14 protein-coding genes are annotated in these 18,338 nt (G+C 62.2%); 9 read left to right on the plus strand and 5 right to left on the minus strand.

The features are described 5' to 3' along the window. Positions 1 to 7: 7 nt before the first annotated feature. Positions 8 to 394, minus strand: a complete 387-nt coding sequence (locus ACFRFQ_RS03915) for a glyoxalase superfamily protein (RefSeq protein WP_378653246.1) — start codon at positions 392 to 394, stop codon at positions 8 to 10. Between the two features lie 88 nt (positions 395 to 482). On the opposite strand from ACFRFQ_RS03915, the gene ACFRFQ_RS03920 reads away from it, so the two are divergent. Then, complete coding sequence (locus ACFRFQ_RS03920; protein WP_378653248.1) at positions 483 to 1,490, plus strand: MsnO8 family LLM class oxidoreductase; 1,008 nt, start codon at positions 483 to 485, stop codon at positions 1,488 to 1,490. On the opposite strand, the gene ACFRFQ_RS03925 is transcribed toward ACFRFQ_RS03920, so the two are convergent. Then, complete coding sequence (locus ACFRFQ_RS03925) at positions 1,487 to 1,984, minus strand: SixA phosphatase family protein (protein ID WP_378653251.1); 498 nt, start codon at positions 1,982 to 1,984, stop codon at positions 1,487 to 1,489. The two genes, ACFRFQ_RS03920 and ACFRFQ_RS03925, sit on opposite strands and share 4 nt — an antisense overlap. Positions 1,985 to 2,057: 73 nt before the next feature. Here ACFRFQ_RS03925 and ACFRFQ_RS03930 point away from each other — a divergent pair, with 73 nt between their 5' ends. Further along, positions 2,058 to 2,258, plus strand: coding sequence for a hypothetical protein (locus ACFRFQ_RS03930; protein ID WP_378653253.1), 201 nt, complete (start codon positions 2,058 to 2,060; stop codon positions 2,256 to 2,258). On the opposite strand, the gene ACFRFQ_RS03935 is transcribed toward ACFRFQ_RS03930, so the two are convergent. After that, positions 2,255 to 3,013, minus strand: a complete 759-nt coding sequence (locus ACFRFQ_RS03935) for an acyl-[acyl-carrier-protein] thioesterase (RefSeq protein ID WP_378653256.1) — start codon at positions 3,011 to 3,013, stop codon at positions 2,255 to 2,257. The genes ACFRFQ_RS03930 and ACFRFQ_RS03935 overlap by 4 nt on opposite strands. Positions 3,014 to 3,161: 148 nt before the next feature. On the opposite strand from ACFRFQ_RS03935, the gene ACFRFQ_RS03940 reads away from it, so the two are divergent. From ACFRFQ_RS03940 to ACFRFQ_RS03950, 3 genes are read left to right on the plus strand one after another with little or no spacing between them, the layout of a single operon-like run. Then, positions 3,162 to 3,941 (plus strand): hypothetical protein, encoded by a 780-nt coding sequence (locus ACFRFQ_RS03940; RefSeq protein ID WP_378653258.1) that lies wholly within the window; start codon positions 3,162 to 3,164, stop codon positions 3,939 to 3,941. Beyond that, positions 3,910 to 6,069, plus strand: a complete 2,160-nt coding sequence (locus tag ACFRFQ_RS03945) for an Rv1355c family protein (RefSeq protein ID WP_378653261.1) — start codon at positions 3,910 to 3,912, stop codon at positions 6,067 to 6,069. The genes ACFRFQ_RS03940 and ACFRFQ_RS03945 overlap by 32 nt, the downstream gene beginning before the upstream one ends. 27 nt (positions 6,070 to 6,096) lie before the next feature. Beyond that, positions 6,097 to 7,932: a putative bifunctional diguanylate cyclase/phosphodiesterase gene (locus ACFRFQ_RS03950; protein WP_378653263.1), complete on the plus strand. Its 1,836-nt coding sequence runs from the start codon at positions 6,097 to 6,099 to the stop codon at positions 7,930 to 7,932. Between the two features lie 7 nt (positions 7,933 to 7,939). Here ACFRFQ_RS03950 and ACFRFQ_RS03955 read toward each other — a convergent pair whose 3' ends face one another. Continuing rightward, a complete protein-coding gene (locus ACFRFQ_RS03955) occupies positions 7,940 to 8,635 on the minus strand; it encodes a GAF domain-containing protein (protein ID WP_378653266.1) in 696 nt (231 codons plus the stop codon). A 310-nt stretch (positions 8,636 to 8,945) separates the two neighbouring features. On the opposite strand from ACFRFQ_RS03955, the gene ACFRFQ_RS03960 reads away from it, so the two are divergent. From ACFRFQ_RS03960 to ACFRFQ_RS03975, 4 genes are read left to right on the plus strand one after another with little or no spacing between them, the layout of a single operon-like run. Continuing rightward, a complete protein-coding gene (locus ACFRFQ_RS03960; RefSeq protein ID WP_378653268.1) occupies positions 8,946 to 10,790 on the plus strand; it encodes an amino acid adenylation domain-containing protein in 1,845 nt (614 codons plus the stop codon). Further along, positions 10,790 to 12,013, plus strand: a complete 1,224-nt coding sequence (locus tag ACFRFQ_RS03965; RefSeq protein ID WP_378653271.1) for a cytochrome P450 — start codon at positions 10,790 to 10,792, stop codon at positions 12,011 to 12,013. The genes ACFRFQ_RS03960 and ACFRFQ_RS03965 overlap by 1 nt, the downstream gene beginning before the upstream one ends. Further along, positions 12,010 to 16,110: an amino acid adenylation domain-containing protein gene (locus ACFRFQ_RS03970; RefSeq protein WP_378653273.1), complete on the plus strand. Its 4,101-nt coding sequence runs from the start codon at positions 12,010 to 12,012 to the stop codon at positions 16,108 to 16,110. The genes ACFRFQ_RS03965 and ACFRFQ_RS03970 overlap by 4 nt, the downstream gene beginning before the upstream one ends. Further along, complete coding sequence (locus ACFRFQ_RS03975) at positions 16,107 to 17,126, plus strand: glycoside hydrolase family 6 protein (protein ID WP_378653276.1); 1,020 nt, start codon at positions 16,107 to 16,109, stop codon at positions 17,124 to 17,126. Before ACFRFQ_RS03970 ends, ACFRFQ_RS03975 begins: the two co-directional genes overlap by 4 nt. Here ACFRFQ_RS03975 and ACFRFQ_RS03980 read toward each other — a convergent pair. Next, entirely contained in the window at positions 17,093 to 18,334 is a 1,242-nt protein-coding gene (locus tag ACFRFQ_RS03980) for a glycosyltransferase family 4 protein (RefSeq protein WP_378653278.1), read from the minus strand. The genes ACFRFQ_RS03975 and ACFRFQ_RS03980 overlap by 34 nt on opposite strands. Positions 18,335 to 18,338 lie beyond the last annotated feature (4 nt).

Here is an 18,338-nt window from a genome sequence, read left to right on the forward strand (position 1 = left end):
TTTCTTGTCAGGAGTTGCTGCCACTGAGGTCCGGGATCACGATTTCCTGCACGGCCCACTTGTTGCCGTCGGGATCGGCGAAGTAGATGAATCGTCCCCAGGCCTGGTCGTCGATCGGGCTGATGTCGATTCCGCGGCTCTTGAATTCGCCTTCGGCTTCTTCGATGTCCTTGACCACCACCTGCATGCCGACGACGGAACCAGGCTGAGCGTCGGTGATGCCTTTGCCGATGCAGATGGAGCAGGCGGAACCGGGTGGGGTCAACTGAACGAAACGCAGGTTCTCGTTGACGGTGTGATCGTGGTCGGCGTTGAATCCGAGTCGAACGTAGAAGTCTTTGGCGCGGTCGATGTCGGTGACGGGAATGGCGACCAGTTCGAGCTTGATGTCCATGACGTGCCCTTCATGTGGTGGTGAGTTCCGGCGACAGGTCCAGTGTTGCGCGTATTGCGGTCAGAAACGGTCCTCGATTCGCAGTCGGATGAAACTTTCCGAATTGCTTGTTACTCCGAGAGTGCTTCTCTCACTCCTCGACCGATCCCGAACCAGGAGCGGATACCCCGACTCCGCCGCTCTGACGCATTCGCTCGAACGCGCCATCCATGCGGACGCTCTCGGCTACCACCGGTTCTGGGTCGCCGAGCATCACGCGGTTCCCGGTATTGCGAGTGGATCGCCGGCTGTGCTGCTCGCGGCTATCGGTGCGCACACGCGAAACATTCGCCTCGGTAGCGGCGGTGTCATGCTGCCGAATCATCAACCGTTGGTTGTGGCCGAACAGTTTCTGATGTTGGAGGCCCTGTACCCGGGTCGGATCGATCTGGGTCTCGGGCGGTCGTTGGGCTTCACAGAACCGGTTCGTCAGGCGCTACGACGCAGCAAGGACGCGCCGGACACGTTTGCCGCTGATGCCCTGGACGTGCGCCGGTATCTGGAGGGAACTGCCGTTGTCACCGCTCGGCCGGCGTCGCCAGGCCGGGTGCCGATCTTTGTGCTTGCCACGCGCACCGGGCTGAAAGTGGCAGCGCAGCTGGGACTTCCGGTAGTCGTGGGTGGGCCGGTGCTCGGAATCGGCACCGCCGGCCGCGTGGAGGCGCTGGACGAGTACCGTCGGACTTTCCAGGCCACGGACGCACATCCCGATCCCTACGTTGTGGTGTCACTCGAAGTCATGGTCGCCGATACCGCTGAGGCGGCCCGTGATCTGTTGATTCCGGAGGCGTTCGCGCTCGTGGAATCGTCACGGACAGGGGAGTTTCCGCCGCTCACCTCTCCGGAAGAGATCGGGGGCGCACCGCTCGGTGATCGGACCGTCAGGCGCATCGAGGGGTTCCTGGCGTCGGCGCTGTACGGGAACGCGATCGAGGTGAAGCAGCATCTGAACGACCTGGCCGAGCGGACCGGCGCCGACGAACTGCTGGCCTCGACGTCAACCTTCGACCGCGCCGCCCTGGAACTCTCGGATCGCCTACTGCGCGAGGTGATCTAGCGGGGAACGTGGAACTCCAGCAATGTTGCTGCGGCGTCGTCGAGTTCGGACCACGGCACGGGCACGGCCAGGACGGCGATTGCCGACGTCGGAAACTTGTCCCGAATCCGTTGGGCTGCTTCGGAATTCTCGTTCGATGCCAGATCCAGTGCCGTCCAGGGTATTCCCGGTTCGTGGCCGATGACCAGGAGCGTGCTGACATTGGCGGACGTTGTCCGCACCGCGTTGATGACGTCGGCCTGGGATCCGCCGTAGATGGACTTGTCGAAGCCGGTTGGAGCGTCGACAGCGGTGGCGGCCAGGGTGTCGACGGTGCGCCGCGATGTCGAGCACAATACGGCGTCGATGGGCGGGACGTTCTCGCGGATCCACTCGCCGCCGAGGCGGGCTTCGCGGAGTCCACGTTCGGCGAGAGGGCGCTCGTGATCCCGAATGCCTTCGGGATAGCTGGACTTTCCGTGTCTCATGAGAACGAGGGTGCGGTGGTCTGCCATGCGTTCACGTTATCTGCTTTGTGGCTACCGGTGACGGTTACTCTGGATGGTCAGGACCTTGAAGGAGGATTCCATGGCAGGCAAGAAACTCGATCGAACGCATGCCCGAACTGCACTCGAGGTGGTACGGGAAAGTCCTACCATCGCACTCATCACGGTGGCGCCGGCTGTTGTCGTCTTCGGGGTCGTGTGGTGGCTGTTCGGTTTCTGGGCCGCGATACTTCTTGCGTTGGTTTTCGGTGTTGCGGCTGTCGCGACCCAGAAACTGCGTTAGAGCGCGCTCACCTGCGCAACTGCGCGCAGCGCATCGCCCACCAGGAACCACACGGAGAGGCGCGAATCCTCCACGCGGCTCCGTAGAACCACGTCGTCGCCGGCAACAAGGGGCGAGAGGTACTCGATCACCGCCCGATGCGGCGTGCTTCTCAGTTCGGAATGCGAACTGATCACCTGTTCGACGGCTTGCCAGTAAACGGCGTTGTTGACGTGGTCGAACGGGTCGATATCAGTGGCACGCAGGGTGAACGGTGCGTCGACGACGCCCGGTGTTTCGGCATCCGGTGCATTGTCGGCGATCACACGCTTCCATTTGAGGCGATGTTCGTCGGTCGATTCCTCGAGTGGTTTCATGAAGTCGTCGCTCATCCGGGTGGGCATACCGGACTCTGCACTGATGTGGATCCAGAACCCTTCCGTTTCGATCAGCGCACCGTTGCTGCCGTCGACGCGGACACGCATGTTTGCCCACCGCGTCGAGAATGCGGAGCACCACCGCGTCATGGTCAGATTCTCGGGCCAGATCGCCGGACGTATGACGTCGATGACGGTACGGCGTACGATCCAGAGCGGGTGGGTGTCGAGTGCATCGATGGCCTCGATGTTGTCGGTGGCGATGTCTTGCAGGTATCGGGCTACGCCGTCCAGTCGGAGCGCTTTTGCCGCGTTGACATCGCCGGTGCGCACCGGGCGTGTTTTCACGAAAATCGGTCCGTGGCCGGGTTGCGGCGCGAGTGTGAGATCTGGGTTCACCGAGTGATTCCTGTTCGCCGAGGGATTGCTTGAATTCTGCCAGGTGACCGGTTGAGGCGGGGATTCGAGCACCGGTGCCGATTTCTTGCGACAATGAGATTCGCTCCTCGCGCTTCGACTACGCACCGATGGTGTGGACGGGACTGTCATGACTCGAGCGGCGAGCGCATCCTCTGTTACTGCGGCACCCACGACTACAGCGTCGGAATGTGGCTATTTCGACGCTACGTCCAATTGCCGGTTCCTTGTTGCAACTCCGTCGACGCATCCGCGATTATGGCGCGAGTATCTAGATGGCGCATTGGAGAACTATCGCCATCACGGAGTCGAGAGCGTTGTCGAATACGACGAGATAGTGGACGGGTTCTCGACGACGCTGTTTTTCGTGGCCCTCGACAATGTGGGGGGTGTTGTCGGCGGCGTGCGTGTACAGGGACCGTACATGTGTGCGGACCAGGCACACGCTGTCCAGGAATGGACCGACCATCCTGGTGCCACTCAGGTTTACGCGATGATCGACGGGCGTATCCCAAGTGGTGTGATCGAACTCAAGACGGCGTGGTGTGGCGCGCACGCGGAGAGACGTGGTGAGCTGACGTCGGCGTTGTCACGCATTGCACCGCACGCGTTGTCGCTGCTCGGCGTCAGGTTCGCATTCGCGACGGCCGCAGGCTACGTGCTCGACCGCTGGGCAACCTGTGGCGGTGTCATGGAGGAGTCGATTCCCGGGGTGCCGTATCCGGACGAGCGGTATTCCACTCGCATGATGTGGTGGGACAAGTGCACCTACGTCGACAAGACGCACCACCTTCAGTTGCCGGCGCTTCTGGCCGAAGCGGCTCAACTCGAGGGGGCACGAGTGCCGTCTGCCGGTTTCGCGGCCGATGGACTCGGCAATGGACTCGGCAATGGTGTCGGCCGGAAATGAGGCGCTCTGGCGAGCGAGAGTCTTCGACGAGCGTCGTGCCGCCGATGTTGCCGCTCTGGAAGAGATTAGGCGACAACCCGATACGGTGACGATCGACCATCGGGCTCGGTTGCGTGACGAGTTGTCCGGACTTCGCGACCTTCCTGATCACAGGATTGTCGACGAGCCGTGCCGGTGGGTGCACTACCCGTGGCGGCGAGAACTGGTGGGAATTCTTGGTCCGCAGTCATTCTCACTTGTCCGGTTGGATCGGAACCGGAACAAGATCACCCGTGACGAACAGGCGCGACTGCGACGAGTGCGAGTAGGTATCGTCGGGTTGAGCGTCGGGAATGCCATCGCGCAGGCTCTGGCACTCGAAGGGTTATGCGGCGAGCTGAGATTGGCTGATTTCGACAGCATCGACCTTTCAAATCTGAACCGGATCACGGTGGGGATCATGGATGTGGGCGTCAACAAGGCGGTGGCCGCGGCGCGCCGTGTTGCCGAACTCGATCCGTATCTTTCCGTGTCGGTGTATACGAACGGTGTGACGGACGAGAACATCGACTCGATTGTCGACGGTCTGGATTTGGTTGTCGAGGAATGCGATTCGCTCGACGCAAAGATGGCGGTACGACGGGCGGCGCGTGCCCGCGGCGTCCCGGTGATCATGGAAACGACCGATCGGGGGCTCCTGGACATCGAGCGGTTTGATCTCGAACCACAGCGACCGTTGTTCCACGGGCTCCTCGGCGATCTCGACGAAGCGTCGTTGGTCGGATTGACGGCTCAGGAGAAGATTCCCTACGCGTTGGCGCTCCTGTCGGCAGCAGATCTATCGGTCAAGATGGCTGCGTCACTGGTGGAAGTGGGGTCCACGCTTTCGACGTGGCCGCAGCTCGGAAGTGAGGTGCTTGCCGGAGCATCCGCAGTGGCGACTGCGGTACGTAGGTTCGGTTTAGGGGAATCACTGCCGTCCGGCCGCGTCCGGATCGATTCGGGAACCCTGCTGAACAGCCTGCGAGATCCGCTGGTCGACGAAGGTGGTTCGCTGAGCGACATTTCCGAATCGAAGGTGGAATCGGCTGGGACGCCGACGAGGCCGGCCGATGGCATCGAGGCTGTGCTCGAGGCGATCAGGTGGGCGCCGTCGGGCGGAAATGCCCAGCCGTGGTCCATTCGGGTCGATGGGCCGCTGATCCATATTCATGCGGATCGTGATCGGACGTCGTTGATGGATGTAGACGGCCGCGCAACCCATGTGGCGATCGGTGCTGCTGTCTACAACGCCAAGGTCGCGGCGGCGGCGTACGGAATTCTGGGTGGCACCGTTCTTCTGCCCGATCCTGATTCAGTGGATCTGGTGGCGACTGTCACGCTCGGGGACCACATGAATCAACCTCTGGCGCAGCGCTACCCGTCGGTGATGGAGCGAAGTACCAATCGCGGAGTGGGTGTACGAGCCCCGATCGACCGTGGGCTCGAGGATGCTCTCGGTGGCGCTGCGAGTGACGAGGGCGGTCGTCTTCATCTGTATACGGATCCGCGTGAGCTTGCCGCGTTCGGAGATGTTGTGGGCGCCGCTGACCGCATCCGATACCTGACGCCGATGCTGCACGAGCAGATGATCGGCGAATTACGTTGGCCTGGATCGGAAGCAGCACACACCGGTATCGACATCCGCACATTGGGGCTCGGCAATAGCGAAGTGGCATTCCTCGATGTCGTCCGGCGCAGCGATGTGGTGACCCGGTTGGCGCGATGGGGCGCGGGCGAAGCGCTGGGGACCGGTGCGCGTGATCGCATCACGTCGAGTTCGGCTCTCGGTGTGGTGACCGTGGATGGTTCCCGTCTCGATGACTACGTGCGCGGCGGTTCGGCCGCTGAAGCGGTGTGGGTATGCGCGCAGGAGCACGGATTGGGTGTGCAACCCATGTCGCCGGTCTTTCTCTATGCCCGAGACGGCTATGACTGCGTGCGACTGTCCGACCCGTTCGCGGGCGAACTCGATGCGTTGCGGGTGCGCATGCGTGGGCTACTCGATCTGAGTGGCGAGGAGTCCATTGCGCTGGTGCTGCGTCTGAGTCACTGTCCACCGGAAACAGTGCGCAGTGCGCGACTGCCCGCGAACAGTATTCGGCGCTGAGACGAAGAACGAGTTGCAGGAGAAATCATGGACGGCCGTAGCCTCGAACAATTGGTGACCGACGTTGCGGGTCGGCTGATGCCGGCCGACTCGACGACATCGGTTGCAGCGGCTACCGATGTCCTGCGTGATCTGGTCGAGTACTTCGGCGTCGACGTCAGCTTCCTGCGTCGCAACGATCATACGATCGGTGCGACGGTGCTGGTGGCGGAGTGGCCGCAGCGCCAGGATATTCCCGATCCGGACCCACTGGGAGTGGTGTACTTTCGGGATGCGGATCCCGTTTTTGCGGCTGCGGAGAACGCGCGAGAAACTCTGATCATCCGCCCGGAACCGAGTGGGTATCAGGACAGAATCCGAAGCGGCGCAGGTGTCGTCGAGACGTCGATGGCCGCGGTGCCCTTGCTGTCCGGTCCCGTCACTACGGGCGTCCTGGGATTCGTGAAGTTCGGTGACCGGGAGTGGTCGAGCAGAGAGATCAATGCGCTCAACGCCATTGCGACTCTGTTTGCCCAACTACAAGCGCGGGTGGCTGCGGAGGGCCGCCTACGTTACTTGGCGGATCACGACGAGCTGACCGGGCTGTCCAATCGGAGGATGCTCTTGGGTGAACTCGAACGACGTTTGCAGCCGGGGGAGCCTGGGCCCGTCGCGCTTCTGTTTCTGGACGTCGACAGGCTGAAGGTGGTCAACGATCTACTGGGACACAATGCCGGCGATGCGTTTATTCACGAACTCGGAAACCGCCTCGAAAGCAGATTTCCCGGCGACGTCGTCGTCCGTCTCGGCGGCGACGAGTTTGTCGTAGTGCTCTCGGAACCGATGGACGCGGCGCAGGCCGAAGTGATTGCCCGAGCGGCACAGTCGGTTGCATCGACGCCCATCGCGCTGGGGACCGAAGAGGTGGGCAGAAGCGTGAGTATCGGTATCGCGGTGGCGAAACCGGGAGAGTGCAGTGTCAATGAACTGCTCAGGTGCGCCGACGAGGCCGTTCTTGCTGCAAAATCCGACGGCGGAAATGCGGTAGTCGTCTGCAGTGACGAAATGCGAGCAGCGAACGACGATCATGCGGAAATGGAGATGCACTTGCGGGCAGCGATCCGCGACGGTCAGTTGGAGGTGTACTACCAACCTGTCGTCGATCTGGAGTCGGGTGTGATATCAGGAGTCGAAGCGCTGGTTCGGTGGAATCATCCGGTTCACGGTGTGCTTCAACCGGATTCGTTCATCGACCTTGCCGAGGCGGCAAATTTGTCGGGAGAACTCGGTCGACAGGTGCTGCACGAGGCCTGCCGTCAACTTGCACAGTGGAATGCGGCAATTTCCGGCCGCCGGCTGTACGTGTGTGTGAATGTGTCACCGGCGCAGTTGATTACCAGCGACTTCGTGGGGTCCGTTGCACACGAGTTGGCAACCTACGGTCTCGATCCCGGTTGTTTGTGCATCGAGATCACCGAGCGGGCCGTGATGCACGATCTTGCTCATGTGTTGGTGACGCTGCGCGGACTGTCGGAACTTGGTGTTCACATAGCGCTCGACGATTTCGGAACCGGGTACAGTTCGTTGGCTCAGTTGAAGATCCTGCCGGTCGACACGGTCAAGATCGATCGGGGTTTCGTTCACGAATTGGGAATCGATCACGACGATCTGGCGATCGTCCAGTCGATTGTCGGTCTCGCGGAATCTTTCGGTCTGTACGTGGTCGCCGAAGGCGTGGAGTCCGCTAGAGCAGCACGAATTCTGCTCGATCTCGGTTGCCGATTTGCGCAAGGATTTCTCTTCAGCCCTCCGGTGCAGCCTGACCATATCGCGGCGATGCTGGAAGCCGGCCGTAGGACGCCGACCTACGTGCTGCAGCCCTGAGGCGCCGTCACACTCGCAGCCCGACATCGACTATTGCCCGCGCGACCGCAGACACCGAGGCGTTGCACAATTGTGCGTGAGCTTGGATCAGTGCGTACGCTTCGTCGACTCCGGTGCGCCGCGCATCGGCGGTGATGCCTTTGGCCTGTTCGAGAATGATGCGCACCTTCAACGATTCCTGTAGCTGGGAACGAATCTGCTGCAGTTGATGACGTTTCGACGCGTTGACGCAGTACCCCGTTGCCATGTTCGCCACCAGGTATGTGAACATGATGTCGTCCGCGGACCACGTGCGTGGTACGTGCGCGTACAGACTTACCACACCGATCGTTTCGCCATTGATCGACATCGGGACGCTCGCAGTAGCTGCGATGTTCAACCGTTTGGCGTTCTCGGCGAATTCCGGCCAGAGATCGGGCCGTTGACGGATATCGGTGACGGCGATCCGCTCGCCCTTCTCGTATGCCGTCCGCCCCGGTCCGGCCTGCAGTCCTTCCTGACACCGTTCGATGTCGGCAGTGGAATCGGCGACCGACGTGATGCATCTCAGCTCGCCATCGCTGACCAGGCTGATGCTGCCACCCGAGACCCCGAGCACGTCGACACCGTTTTCCAGCAATTCCGTCATCACGTCGTCTACGACGTAGACCGTCGGGAGTAGCTGCACAAAATGTGAAAGAAGATCGGCGAATTCGAGATTCATCGTGGCTACCTACTCGTGCGCGCAGCGAGGACGAGCTGCCGGGCATCAGGGGTAGCTCTGGAGAGGACCGCAGCGCTGCCGGATGTGGAAGGGCAATTTGCCGCCTAGTCGAAAGTTACACCGATCTATGCCGGTGCGCCATCACGCCAACTAGCCATCGACCCGGCAGCGCCAACTAGCCATCGACCCGGCAGTGGAGTAACTTTCAATTCAGAGCCGTTCCGCCCCTGATTCCTGGTGGCGCGGTGCGTGGAGCTACCCCTGATGCCTGGTGGCTCGTCCGATCGGCTGGACGAGTAGGCAGGCACTCATGAATCACATTCAGCGTCACATTCCCTCTCATGTACCTGGCGATTCCGTGGTGCGGCGGATTGCGCGAGTGGTGGAATCCGCGCCCCGCAGCGTAGCCGTCTCCTCGGCGGAAGAAGAGCTCGACTACAGCGAACTACATTCTCGCGCAGTCGTACTCGCCAGAGAGTTGCGATCTGCCGGTGTAGTTCCGGGTGATCTTGTGGCTCTCTGTGTGCCACGTTCGACGGACTGGGCAGTCGGTGCGGTGGGGATACTCTCAGCGGGCGCGGCCTACGTAGCACTCGACCCTCGAGCACCTGATGCGCGACTTCGGTTTGCCCTGCAGGACAGTTCGGTTCGTGCCCTGGTTGCATTTCCCGATGTTGCTGCCAGGCTCGATTGGGTCGACCCGGTCGTTCCTGCCCGCACTGTGGGCGCATCGGTGGACGGCGAAACCGTCGGCGCCCAGACTGTCGGCGCCGAACCGGATGATGCCGCATACGTCGTCTACACGTCGGGTTCGACCGGTGAGCCGAAAGGTGTTGTCGCCCTGCACGGTGGATTGCTCAACCTGATCGACTGGCACCAAAGAGCATTCGAACTCACCTCGGACGATCGATGCACCTTGATCGCGAGCCCGGGGTTCGACGCAGCAGTGTGGGAACTGTGGCCGGCTCTGACCACGGGAGCGTCGTTGCACGTAGTTCCGGTGGGATTGGAAAACGACCCGGTGCGACTGCGTGATTGGCTGGTCTCCGAGCGCGTGAGCGTGTGCTTCATGCCCACTCCTCTCGCAGAGTCATTGATTGCGATGACCTGGCCGGATCACACGTGTCTGCGGATTCTGTTGACCGGCGGCGACGTGTTGTATCACCGTCCGCCGCCAGGCTTGCCGTTCACCCTCGTGAACAATTACGGACTGTCCGAGGCGAGTGTCGTCTCCGTGTCGGGCGCTGTCGAACCGCTCGCCGGCGACACCTCTGCGGTTGCGCTACCTGCCCTCGGTCGCGCGATCGACGGTGTCGACCTCGAGGTAGTCGGTGAGGACGGTTCGCCGGTACGCGCCGGTGAGGTCGGAGAACTGGTGGTGCGTGGCGTATCCGTAGCCCGCGGATATCTCGGCCAACCGGAACTGACTGCGCAGAAGTTCTCGCACTGCGGAGACGACCCTGCGCGGCGCGAGTACCGTACCGGTGATCTGGTTCGGGTCAACAGGTTCGGTGATATCGAGTTCTCCAGCCGACTCGACGATCAAGTGCAGATACGAGGTAATCGGGTCGAAGTCGGCGAGATCGCCGGGGTACTCGATCGACACCCAGCGGTGCAGGCCAGCGTGGTGATCGTTCACGGTGAACGGGCGAATCCCGCACTGACCGCGTTTGTCGTTCGGAGTGACAAGTCGGCGGACATGTCGGGGCTACAGACGTACCTCTCGGCCCATCTTCCGGATCACATGTTGCCTCGTTCCGTCATCGAACTCGACGCGTTCCCCACCACCGCACACGGAAAAATCGATCGTGCGGAGTTGGAGCGCGAGGCGCACTCGAGGATCCGTGTCGACCGCGGGTCGTTGGTCGCGCCGCGCAACGAGGTCGAGGCCGCGCTCGCCGAGATCGTCGCCACTCGACTGGATCTGCCGGCAGTGGGGATCGACGAAAACTTCTTCGTCCTCGGCGGCCATTCGATGTTGGGTGCTCAATTGATCATTCGCATAGCGGAGATGTACGGCGTCGAAATGACATTGCTCGAGCTTTTCGACAATCCCACGGTTCGTGACATGGCAGCCAAGGTGGAACAACTGGTCGTGGAACAGATATCCGGGATGAGTGACCAGGAGCTTCTCGACGCAGGACGGAGTGAATGATGACCACGGCACCGACCAAGGCCCCCAGTCTGATTCGACTACTCGACCCCGAAGTGCTGGCCGATCCCTACCCGCTCTACCACTCCTTGCGAGACGAGGCGCCGGTGATGTGGGATCCGTACTTACATGCGTGGGTGGTGACGCGCTACGCGGATGTCGCCGACGTACTCACGCGGTTCAAGGCCGATCGCACGCCCACTCCGGCAAAGTTGGCAGAGTTGGGGATGGAGCAGCTGGCTCCAGTGGCGCAGGTGATGGTCCGTCAGATGCTGTTCCTCGATCCACCGCAACACGGTCGGGTCCGCGGATTGGCTGCCGCGGCCTTCACCCCGCGTCGCATTGCGGCCCTGCGCGGTCACATCCAGGAGATCACCGATTCACTGATCGACGCGGTCATCGACGACGGCGGCATGGAGGTGATGGACACCCTGGCCAACCCGCTACCCGCCATCGTGACCGCGGAGATGTTGGGAGTGCCTACCGAAGACCATGAACTGCTGAAGAACTGGTCAAGTGACTTTGCCGAGATGCTCGGCAATTTCCAGCACAACCCCGGCCGTGTTGCCGGCGTCCTGCGCAGCGTGGAGCAGATGACGGAATACTTCCAGGCTGCGGTGCGCAATGAGGCCACGCACCCTACTGACGGTTTGATCGGTGCGCTGTACGCGGCCGAGATCGACGGCGACAGTCTCAGCGAAGACGAGATAGTGGCCAACGTCGTGGTGACCATGGTCGGTGGTCAGGAGACAACCACTAATCTGATCGGCAACGGATTGCTCACGTTGCTCCGTCACCGCGATCAGTTCGAGGAATTGATCGACGATCCCTCAGGTCTGAGCGCTGCTATCGAGGAACTGCTGCGGTTCGAGAGTCCGAGCCAGCACACAGCACGGATTGCTCCGGACGCGGTGGAGATTGCCGGACAAGAGATTCCGGCAGGCCAAGCGGTGATCGCCGTGATGGGGTCCGCGAATCGGGATCCGTCGAAGTTCGCCGATCCTGGTCGGCTGGACTTACATCGCGCACCCAATCGCCACCTCGCATTCGGTTGGGCTGGGCACTTCTGCTTCGGTGCACCATTGGCCCGCATGGAGGCGCAGGCGGCTTTCAGGACGCTACTCGCCCGGTTGCCCGGACTGGAACTGGAACCTGGACCGATCCGGTGGCGCCCCAATCTGGGATTACGTGGCTTGGCGTCGATGAATGTGCGGTGGTCGCTATGACCACCCTCGACAACGAGCGTCGCATCGCGGCGCGGAAGGCCTTGCTCGAGAATCGATTGCGGGGAGCGCAGGCAAACGGCGTACCGGCGGTTCCGCCTTCCGTGCAGCGGAGACGGGGGAGCGAGGCCGGTGTACACTACGCGCCGCTGTCGGCGGCACAGTTGCAACTGTGGTACCTCAATCGGTTGGCCCCGAAAGCGCTTGCGTACAACGAACTTGCCATCGTGACCAAGGACGGAGCTTTCGACGTGGCAGCCCTCGGCTGGGCCTTCAACGAGTTCATCCGTCGGCATGAAGCGTGGCGTACCACGTTTGCGGTGGTGGGCGACGAGCCGCGGCAAGTGATCCATCCGCCGACCGTGATCGATCTTCCAGTCCTGGACGTGAGCCACCTACCGTTCGACGAAGCGGTCGGTGTGGCAACGGATCTTGCCGTCGAGCAGACACGTCAACCGTACGACATGAGCGCGGGCCCATTGATCCGCCCGCAGTTGGTACGAGTGTCCCCCTCGTGTCATCGGCTGTACCTCGGACTGCATCATCTGATCTTCGACGGCGTCACGCTGTACCGCATCTTTCTGCCGGAGCTGGTGTCGTTGTACAACTCTCGAATCGCGGGAGCCCTACCGGCGCTTACTGAGCCGCCCGTTCAACACGGCGACTATTCCTCGTGGGAGCGGAAGTGGGTGGAAGGTGACGAGGTAGCGAACCGGGTCGAATGCTACCGACGGCACTTCGAGGGAGCGCCGGCCTTGGATCTTCCGCTCGACCGGCCGCGTCCACCGCGTCCACGATTTGCCGGGTCGGTGGAGCCGATCTCCGTTGATGCCGATACGGTGGCGAGGTTGCGCACCTCGGCGGGGCAACAAGGAGCAACGTTGTTCCATGCCTTGGCCGCAGTGTACGCGTACTGGCTCCATTGTTACACGGGCAGTAGTGATGTCACGTTCGCAACTCCGACCGACCTGCGTCAGCGGTCCGAACTCGAGTCCATGGTGGGGTACTGCCTCACCCCGACCGTGTTACGTGCCCGCCTATGTACGGAGTGGACTTTTGCCGAGGCTGTCGGAGCCATGCGCACCGAAGTGCTGGATGCGCTCGGTCGGGTAGTGCCCTTCGAACGGCTGGTTCGGGGACTGGACGTACCGCGAGATCCGCGAATGAACCCGCTCTTCCAATCAGTCCTGGTTCTCGAGCCCCCGACGGTTCCGGTTGACGACGAGTGGTCGATGCAGCTGATGGAGAACGCAGTCGGGGCTGGAGTAGGGCAGGTGAAGTTCGATCTGAGCCTCGAGCTGGACGAGCGCGCCGATGGTCGCCTGGTGGGCAGAATCAGTTACAACACAGACCTTTTCGAATCGGGCACGATCGCGTTGATGGGGCGCCATCTGAACCTGTTGCTGCGTCGATGCGCGGAAGACCCGACCGCCGTCCTGAGTGAGTTGTCCCTCGCGGATTTCGAAGACGTGGCGCGGCAGCTGAATCTGAATCCTGCCGCAGTCGAGTCGAGACCGATCGGGCTGAACCCTCCGGACACGATCCACGAGGCAATCGTTAATCGGGCGACCAAGACACCGAATGCACCGGCAGTGACGGTGGGTGAGAATTGCCTGACGTACGCCGAACTGGTGAACCGGGCCCGTTCGATTGCGGAGCATCTCACCTGGGTGGGTATCGGTCCGGGAACTGTTGTGGCGGTGTTGATGCCGCGCACGATCGATCTCGTGCCGGCGATCCTGGCCGTCCTGATGGTGGGTGCCGCCTATCTGCCGATCGAGCCGAGGCAACCGGTGCGACGGGCCCGGTTCATGCTTGACGACGCCGATGCGGCGGTGGTGCTGACTGCCGAATCGCTGGCACAGGAATTGACGTGGGTCGACTGCCCCGTCGTAACGGTGGACGGTAAGGAACTTTCCGATCGAAGCGCCGAACGGGTGGCAGACGCTCACTGTGCAGTTCGGCCTGAGGACTTGGCCTACATCATCTACACATCGGGTTCGACCGGGTCACCCAAAGGTGTTCAGGTGGAACACCGCAACGTACTGGACCTGATGGAGTCGTTGCCGGCGGCCGTAGATCTGGCTTCCGACGACGTTGTGCTCTCGGTGGCCTCGTACACCTTCGACATGTCCGTCGGAGACTACTTCGTGACACTCGGGGCCGGGGCCGGCCTTGTGGTTGCAACCACCGAGGAGATGCATGACCCGCGTCGGCTTGCGTACGTAATCGAGCAGTGTGGCGCCACTCGGATGAGCGCAACACCCACCAGTTGGGCTGCACTGATCGAATCAGGTTGGCCGGGACGTTCCGGGTTGATCGCTGGTGCCGTGGGCGAGCCGCTGCCGCAGTCGGTCGCAACGTCTCTGTCCAGTCTCTGCGCAGGTGTGTGGAACGGGTGGGGCCCAACCGAGACCACGGTGTTTGCCGGCGGTGGAGCAGTCTCACCGGATGAACCCGTGACGGTAGGCAGGCCGATGCCGGGAACACGCCTGTACGTGACGGATTCGAGGGGGCGGATCCTTCCGATGGGCGTGCCGGGTGAGATCGTCATCGGCGGACCAGGGGTATCGAGAGGATATCTGCACCGCACGAGTGAGACGGCGCAACGGTTCGGTCCGGACCCGTATGTGCCCGGCGAGCGCGTCTACCGTAGCGGTGACCGCGGGCGGTACATCGCGGACGGAAGGCTCCGACACCTCGGGAGGCTGGACGATCAGGTCAAGATCCGCGGGTTCAGGATCGAACTGGGCGAGATCGAAGCGACTCTACGAGAACACCCCGGCGTGGCCACGGTGTCCGTGGACGTCGGCACCGACCACCGCGGGCAACCGCAGTTGGTTGCCTACATCGTCCCGGCCGCGCGCTACAACAACCAGCCTGGACCGGACGGCGACGCGAATCTACGGGCGTGGACTCGGCAACGACTGCCGGAGTACATGGTGCCGGCCGAGATCATTCGAGTGCCGACGCTTCCCACGTCGGCGAGTGGGAAACTCGATCGTCGGGCGTTACGCGACCTGGCTGCTCGGGCGCTCAGCGACGCCGGTGAACATCGCAGCGCGGCAATCACTTTCGAAAGAGTGCTCACACCGACGGAACAGAAGGTGGCTTCGCTGTGGTCGATGCTACTTGCCATCGAGGTGTCGGATCTGGATCGGAACTTCTTCGATCTCGGCGGGCATTCGATCCTGGCCGCGAATCTTGTTGCGCAGATCGAACATCGGATGGGCGCGCAGGTGTCGTTGGTCGACTTCCTCGACAAGGGAACTACCGTCGCAGGGCTGGCGCGGCTCGTGGACGATGCTTCCTCGCCGGCCGAGTTGCAACCAGCACCCGAACTCGTAACGGATCGGCGGCCCGCCTTCTTCGTGTTCCCCGATCTCCCGAGCGCCATGAGTCTGCGGCATCTACGTGCGCTCTGGGGCGACGAGCAGAGTGTGCATCCACTGCTCCCGCTTGCCGCCTCGATGCGCCCGCAGCGCTGGGAAACAGTCGAGGAACTCGTGGAGCCCACGATGTCGGCTTTGCGCGCCGTTCAACCGGAAGGGCCGTATGCGCTGGCCGGGTTCTCGTTCGGGGGGCTTGTGGCGTACGAGCTTGCCCGGCAGTTGGATCGGGATGGGCAACAGGTCACGTGGCTGGGGATACTCGACACTCCGACGCCGGAAACTGCGGGGCGAGTGATGAAGCGATGGAAGTCGTCGTCGGGACGACTCGAGAGACTGCGCCAGCCCGGCAGGATCAAGCTTGTGGCCGATTATGCTCGCAATCTCGGATGGGCCGGTCGAGAGAAATTGATCGCCGCGGGGCTCGTTCGACGTTCGGCGACTGAGGATTTCGATTTGCGGGGCGTCTGGGACATCATGGCGCGCTACGAACAGCGTGGGCACAGCGTGCCACTCGAACTGTTTGTCACGTCGTCGACAGCGGCGGAAGTGCGAACACCGGTTCTAGGGTGGGATACGTTCCACGAAGGTCGGTTGCGCACGCACTTTCTGTGCGGAAGTCACGACTCGATTCTCGACAGTCCACAAATCGAAGAACTGGCAGCGATCATGCTGGCCGGTCTTCACGACGCGAGGGTGGATTTGCCATGAGATGGAATCGGATCATCGCGTGTGCCTGCGCGGTTGTACTCATGACAGGTTCGAGTTGTTGTGCGGCGGGGGCGCGTGACGACGTGGACACCGCGCAACGTGTCGCGTCCGGAGGTTTCTATGTCGATCCGAATTCGAGTGCGGCACGTGCGTTGGTGGACTACCCGGACACTGCATCGATCGTCGCCAGATTGGCCGATACACCGCAGGCGTTCTGGCTCAGTGCAACCTCGCCGCCGACAGCGGTTTCCAACGAGGTTGGCCGGTACGTTGATGCAGCAGTTCGTGCGAACGCGGTTCCGGTGTTGGTCACGTACGCGATTCCCCAACGTGACTGTGGGTCTTTCTCGGCCGGCGGGTACAGCAACGGTGCGGACTACCGAACGTGGTCGGACAATGTTGCGGCGGGAATCGGTAACCGTGAAGCGGTTGTGATCGTGGAGCCGGACGCGCTCACCGACTGGTCCTGTCTGTCATCCGAACAGGCAACAGAGCGAATCGATCTTCTCCGCTATTCGGTGAATGCACTTGCCTCGGATCCGAATACAGCGGTGTACATCGACGGTGGTCATTCGCGGTGGCTCGATGCCCCCGAGCTGGCGAGCCGGCTCGAATCTGCCGGGGTGGAACGCGCCCGGGGATTCAGCCTGAATGTCGCCAACTTCTACACGACGGTGGAGCAGGAAGCGTACGGCGAGTCCGTATCGGCGCTGACCGGCGGAAAGACGTACGTTGTCGACACGTCACGCAACGGTGCCGGACCGCCCCCCGAAGGGCCGCTGAACTGGTGTAATCCGCCTGATCGCGCGCTGGGTTCGGCGCCGACGACACAAACCCAGGCCGCGCACGCGGCCGCGTACTTGTGGGTCAAACATCCCGGCGAGTCTGACGGCACCTGCAATCGGGGTGATCCACCGTCGAGTGTGTGGTGGAATGCGTATGCTGTTGCGATAGTGCAGAATTCGGGACGGCGCAGGGGCTCTCAGATGGCCCGCTGTGAGATGGCTCTAGCGTAGGCGCGTCGAACCTGTGGCAAGACAGCCGATTCGGTGTAGGCGCGCGCTCTGATTCGGCCACCCTCGGCCACTCTGGTGTGCAGTGTCTGATCCTCGAGTATGCGTTCGAGCGCTCGTGCGAGTTCGTAGGCATTGCCGGGGGGAACAAGTAGTCCGGAGTGTTCGTGCTCGATCACGTCTCGTAGACCGCCGATGTCGGACGCGATCACCGGGGTTCCCACGCTCATCGCTTCAATAGCGACAAGACCTTGTGGTTCCGCCCATCTCGAGGGAACGCAGACTACGCGAGCTCCCCGCATGGCGGCCATGACCTGATCGTGTCCGACATTGGTGCGTACGATGACCGGACGCTCGGAGTCGCCGATCATCGGAGGAGTATCGGGGCGTTGCATTCCGATCACCACCAGTGGCACCGGTGTGTGCATCAGCTGGCGAGCGTCCAGGAGCGTTGTGATTCCCTTGTGCGGGCCGATGGCGCCGATGAAGAGGAGGTAGTCGGTGGACGGCAGGAAGTCTGCTGTGCCATTCCTACGTCCTTCGTCCTTCACGTTGTCGGGTACAAACGACGGTATTACGGCTACCCGATCCGGGTCGACTTTCGCCAGGCATGATTCCGCCACTGCCGTGCTGATCGGCAGGAACAGAGTGACGCGATTGAGGAGGTGCCGGCTCTCGGCGAGTCCGAGGACCAGCGGCACAGCTTTCGGTGTCCCGTAGAAATCGCCGGCACACCGCAGGCACCGCGTGATTCCTGGTCCCCGGCACACGGTATCGAGGGCACTCTTGGGTACCAGAGTCTTCTTTGCGCAGTTCAGTCCGTAGTCGTGGAGGGTGACTACCAGTGCGGTTCGCCGGGGTAAACACAATCGCAGGCACGAGTGCAGGATCCATCCGTGGGCATGCACGACATCGGGTTGTAGTTCGTCGACAAGGCGCTGAAGGTGCCGGATCAGCGCGGGATCGGGTGCGGTGGGATGGAATTGGTGGGCGGTATCGGAGGTGAACGGCCGCAGGAATCGCGTCCAGCCGGGCAGGTGGTGCACTGTGACCAGGCCGTCGAGTGACTTCGACGCAGTGCCGCCTCGGCTGAGTGTGGCGACCGTGACTTCGGTTCCGTCGCAGGCTAACCCCGTGGCGAGAGCATGCACGGCGCGTTCGAGTCCGCCGGCGGCCGGTGGGTAGCTGTCGGAGACCAGTAGGACCTTCACCGGG

The organism is Rhodococcus sp. NPDC056743 (assembly GCF_042790355.1).
Taxonomy (GTDB): domain Bacteria; phylum Actinomycetota; class Actinomycetes; order Mycobacteriales; family Mycobacteriaceae; genus Rhodococcus_F.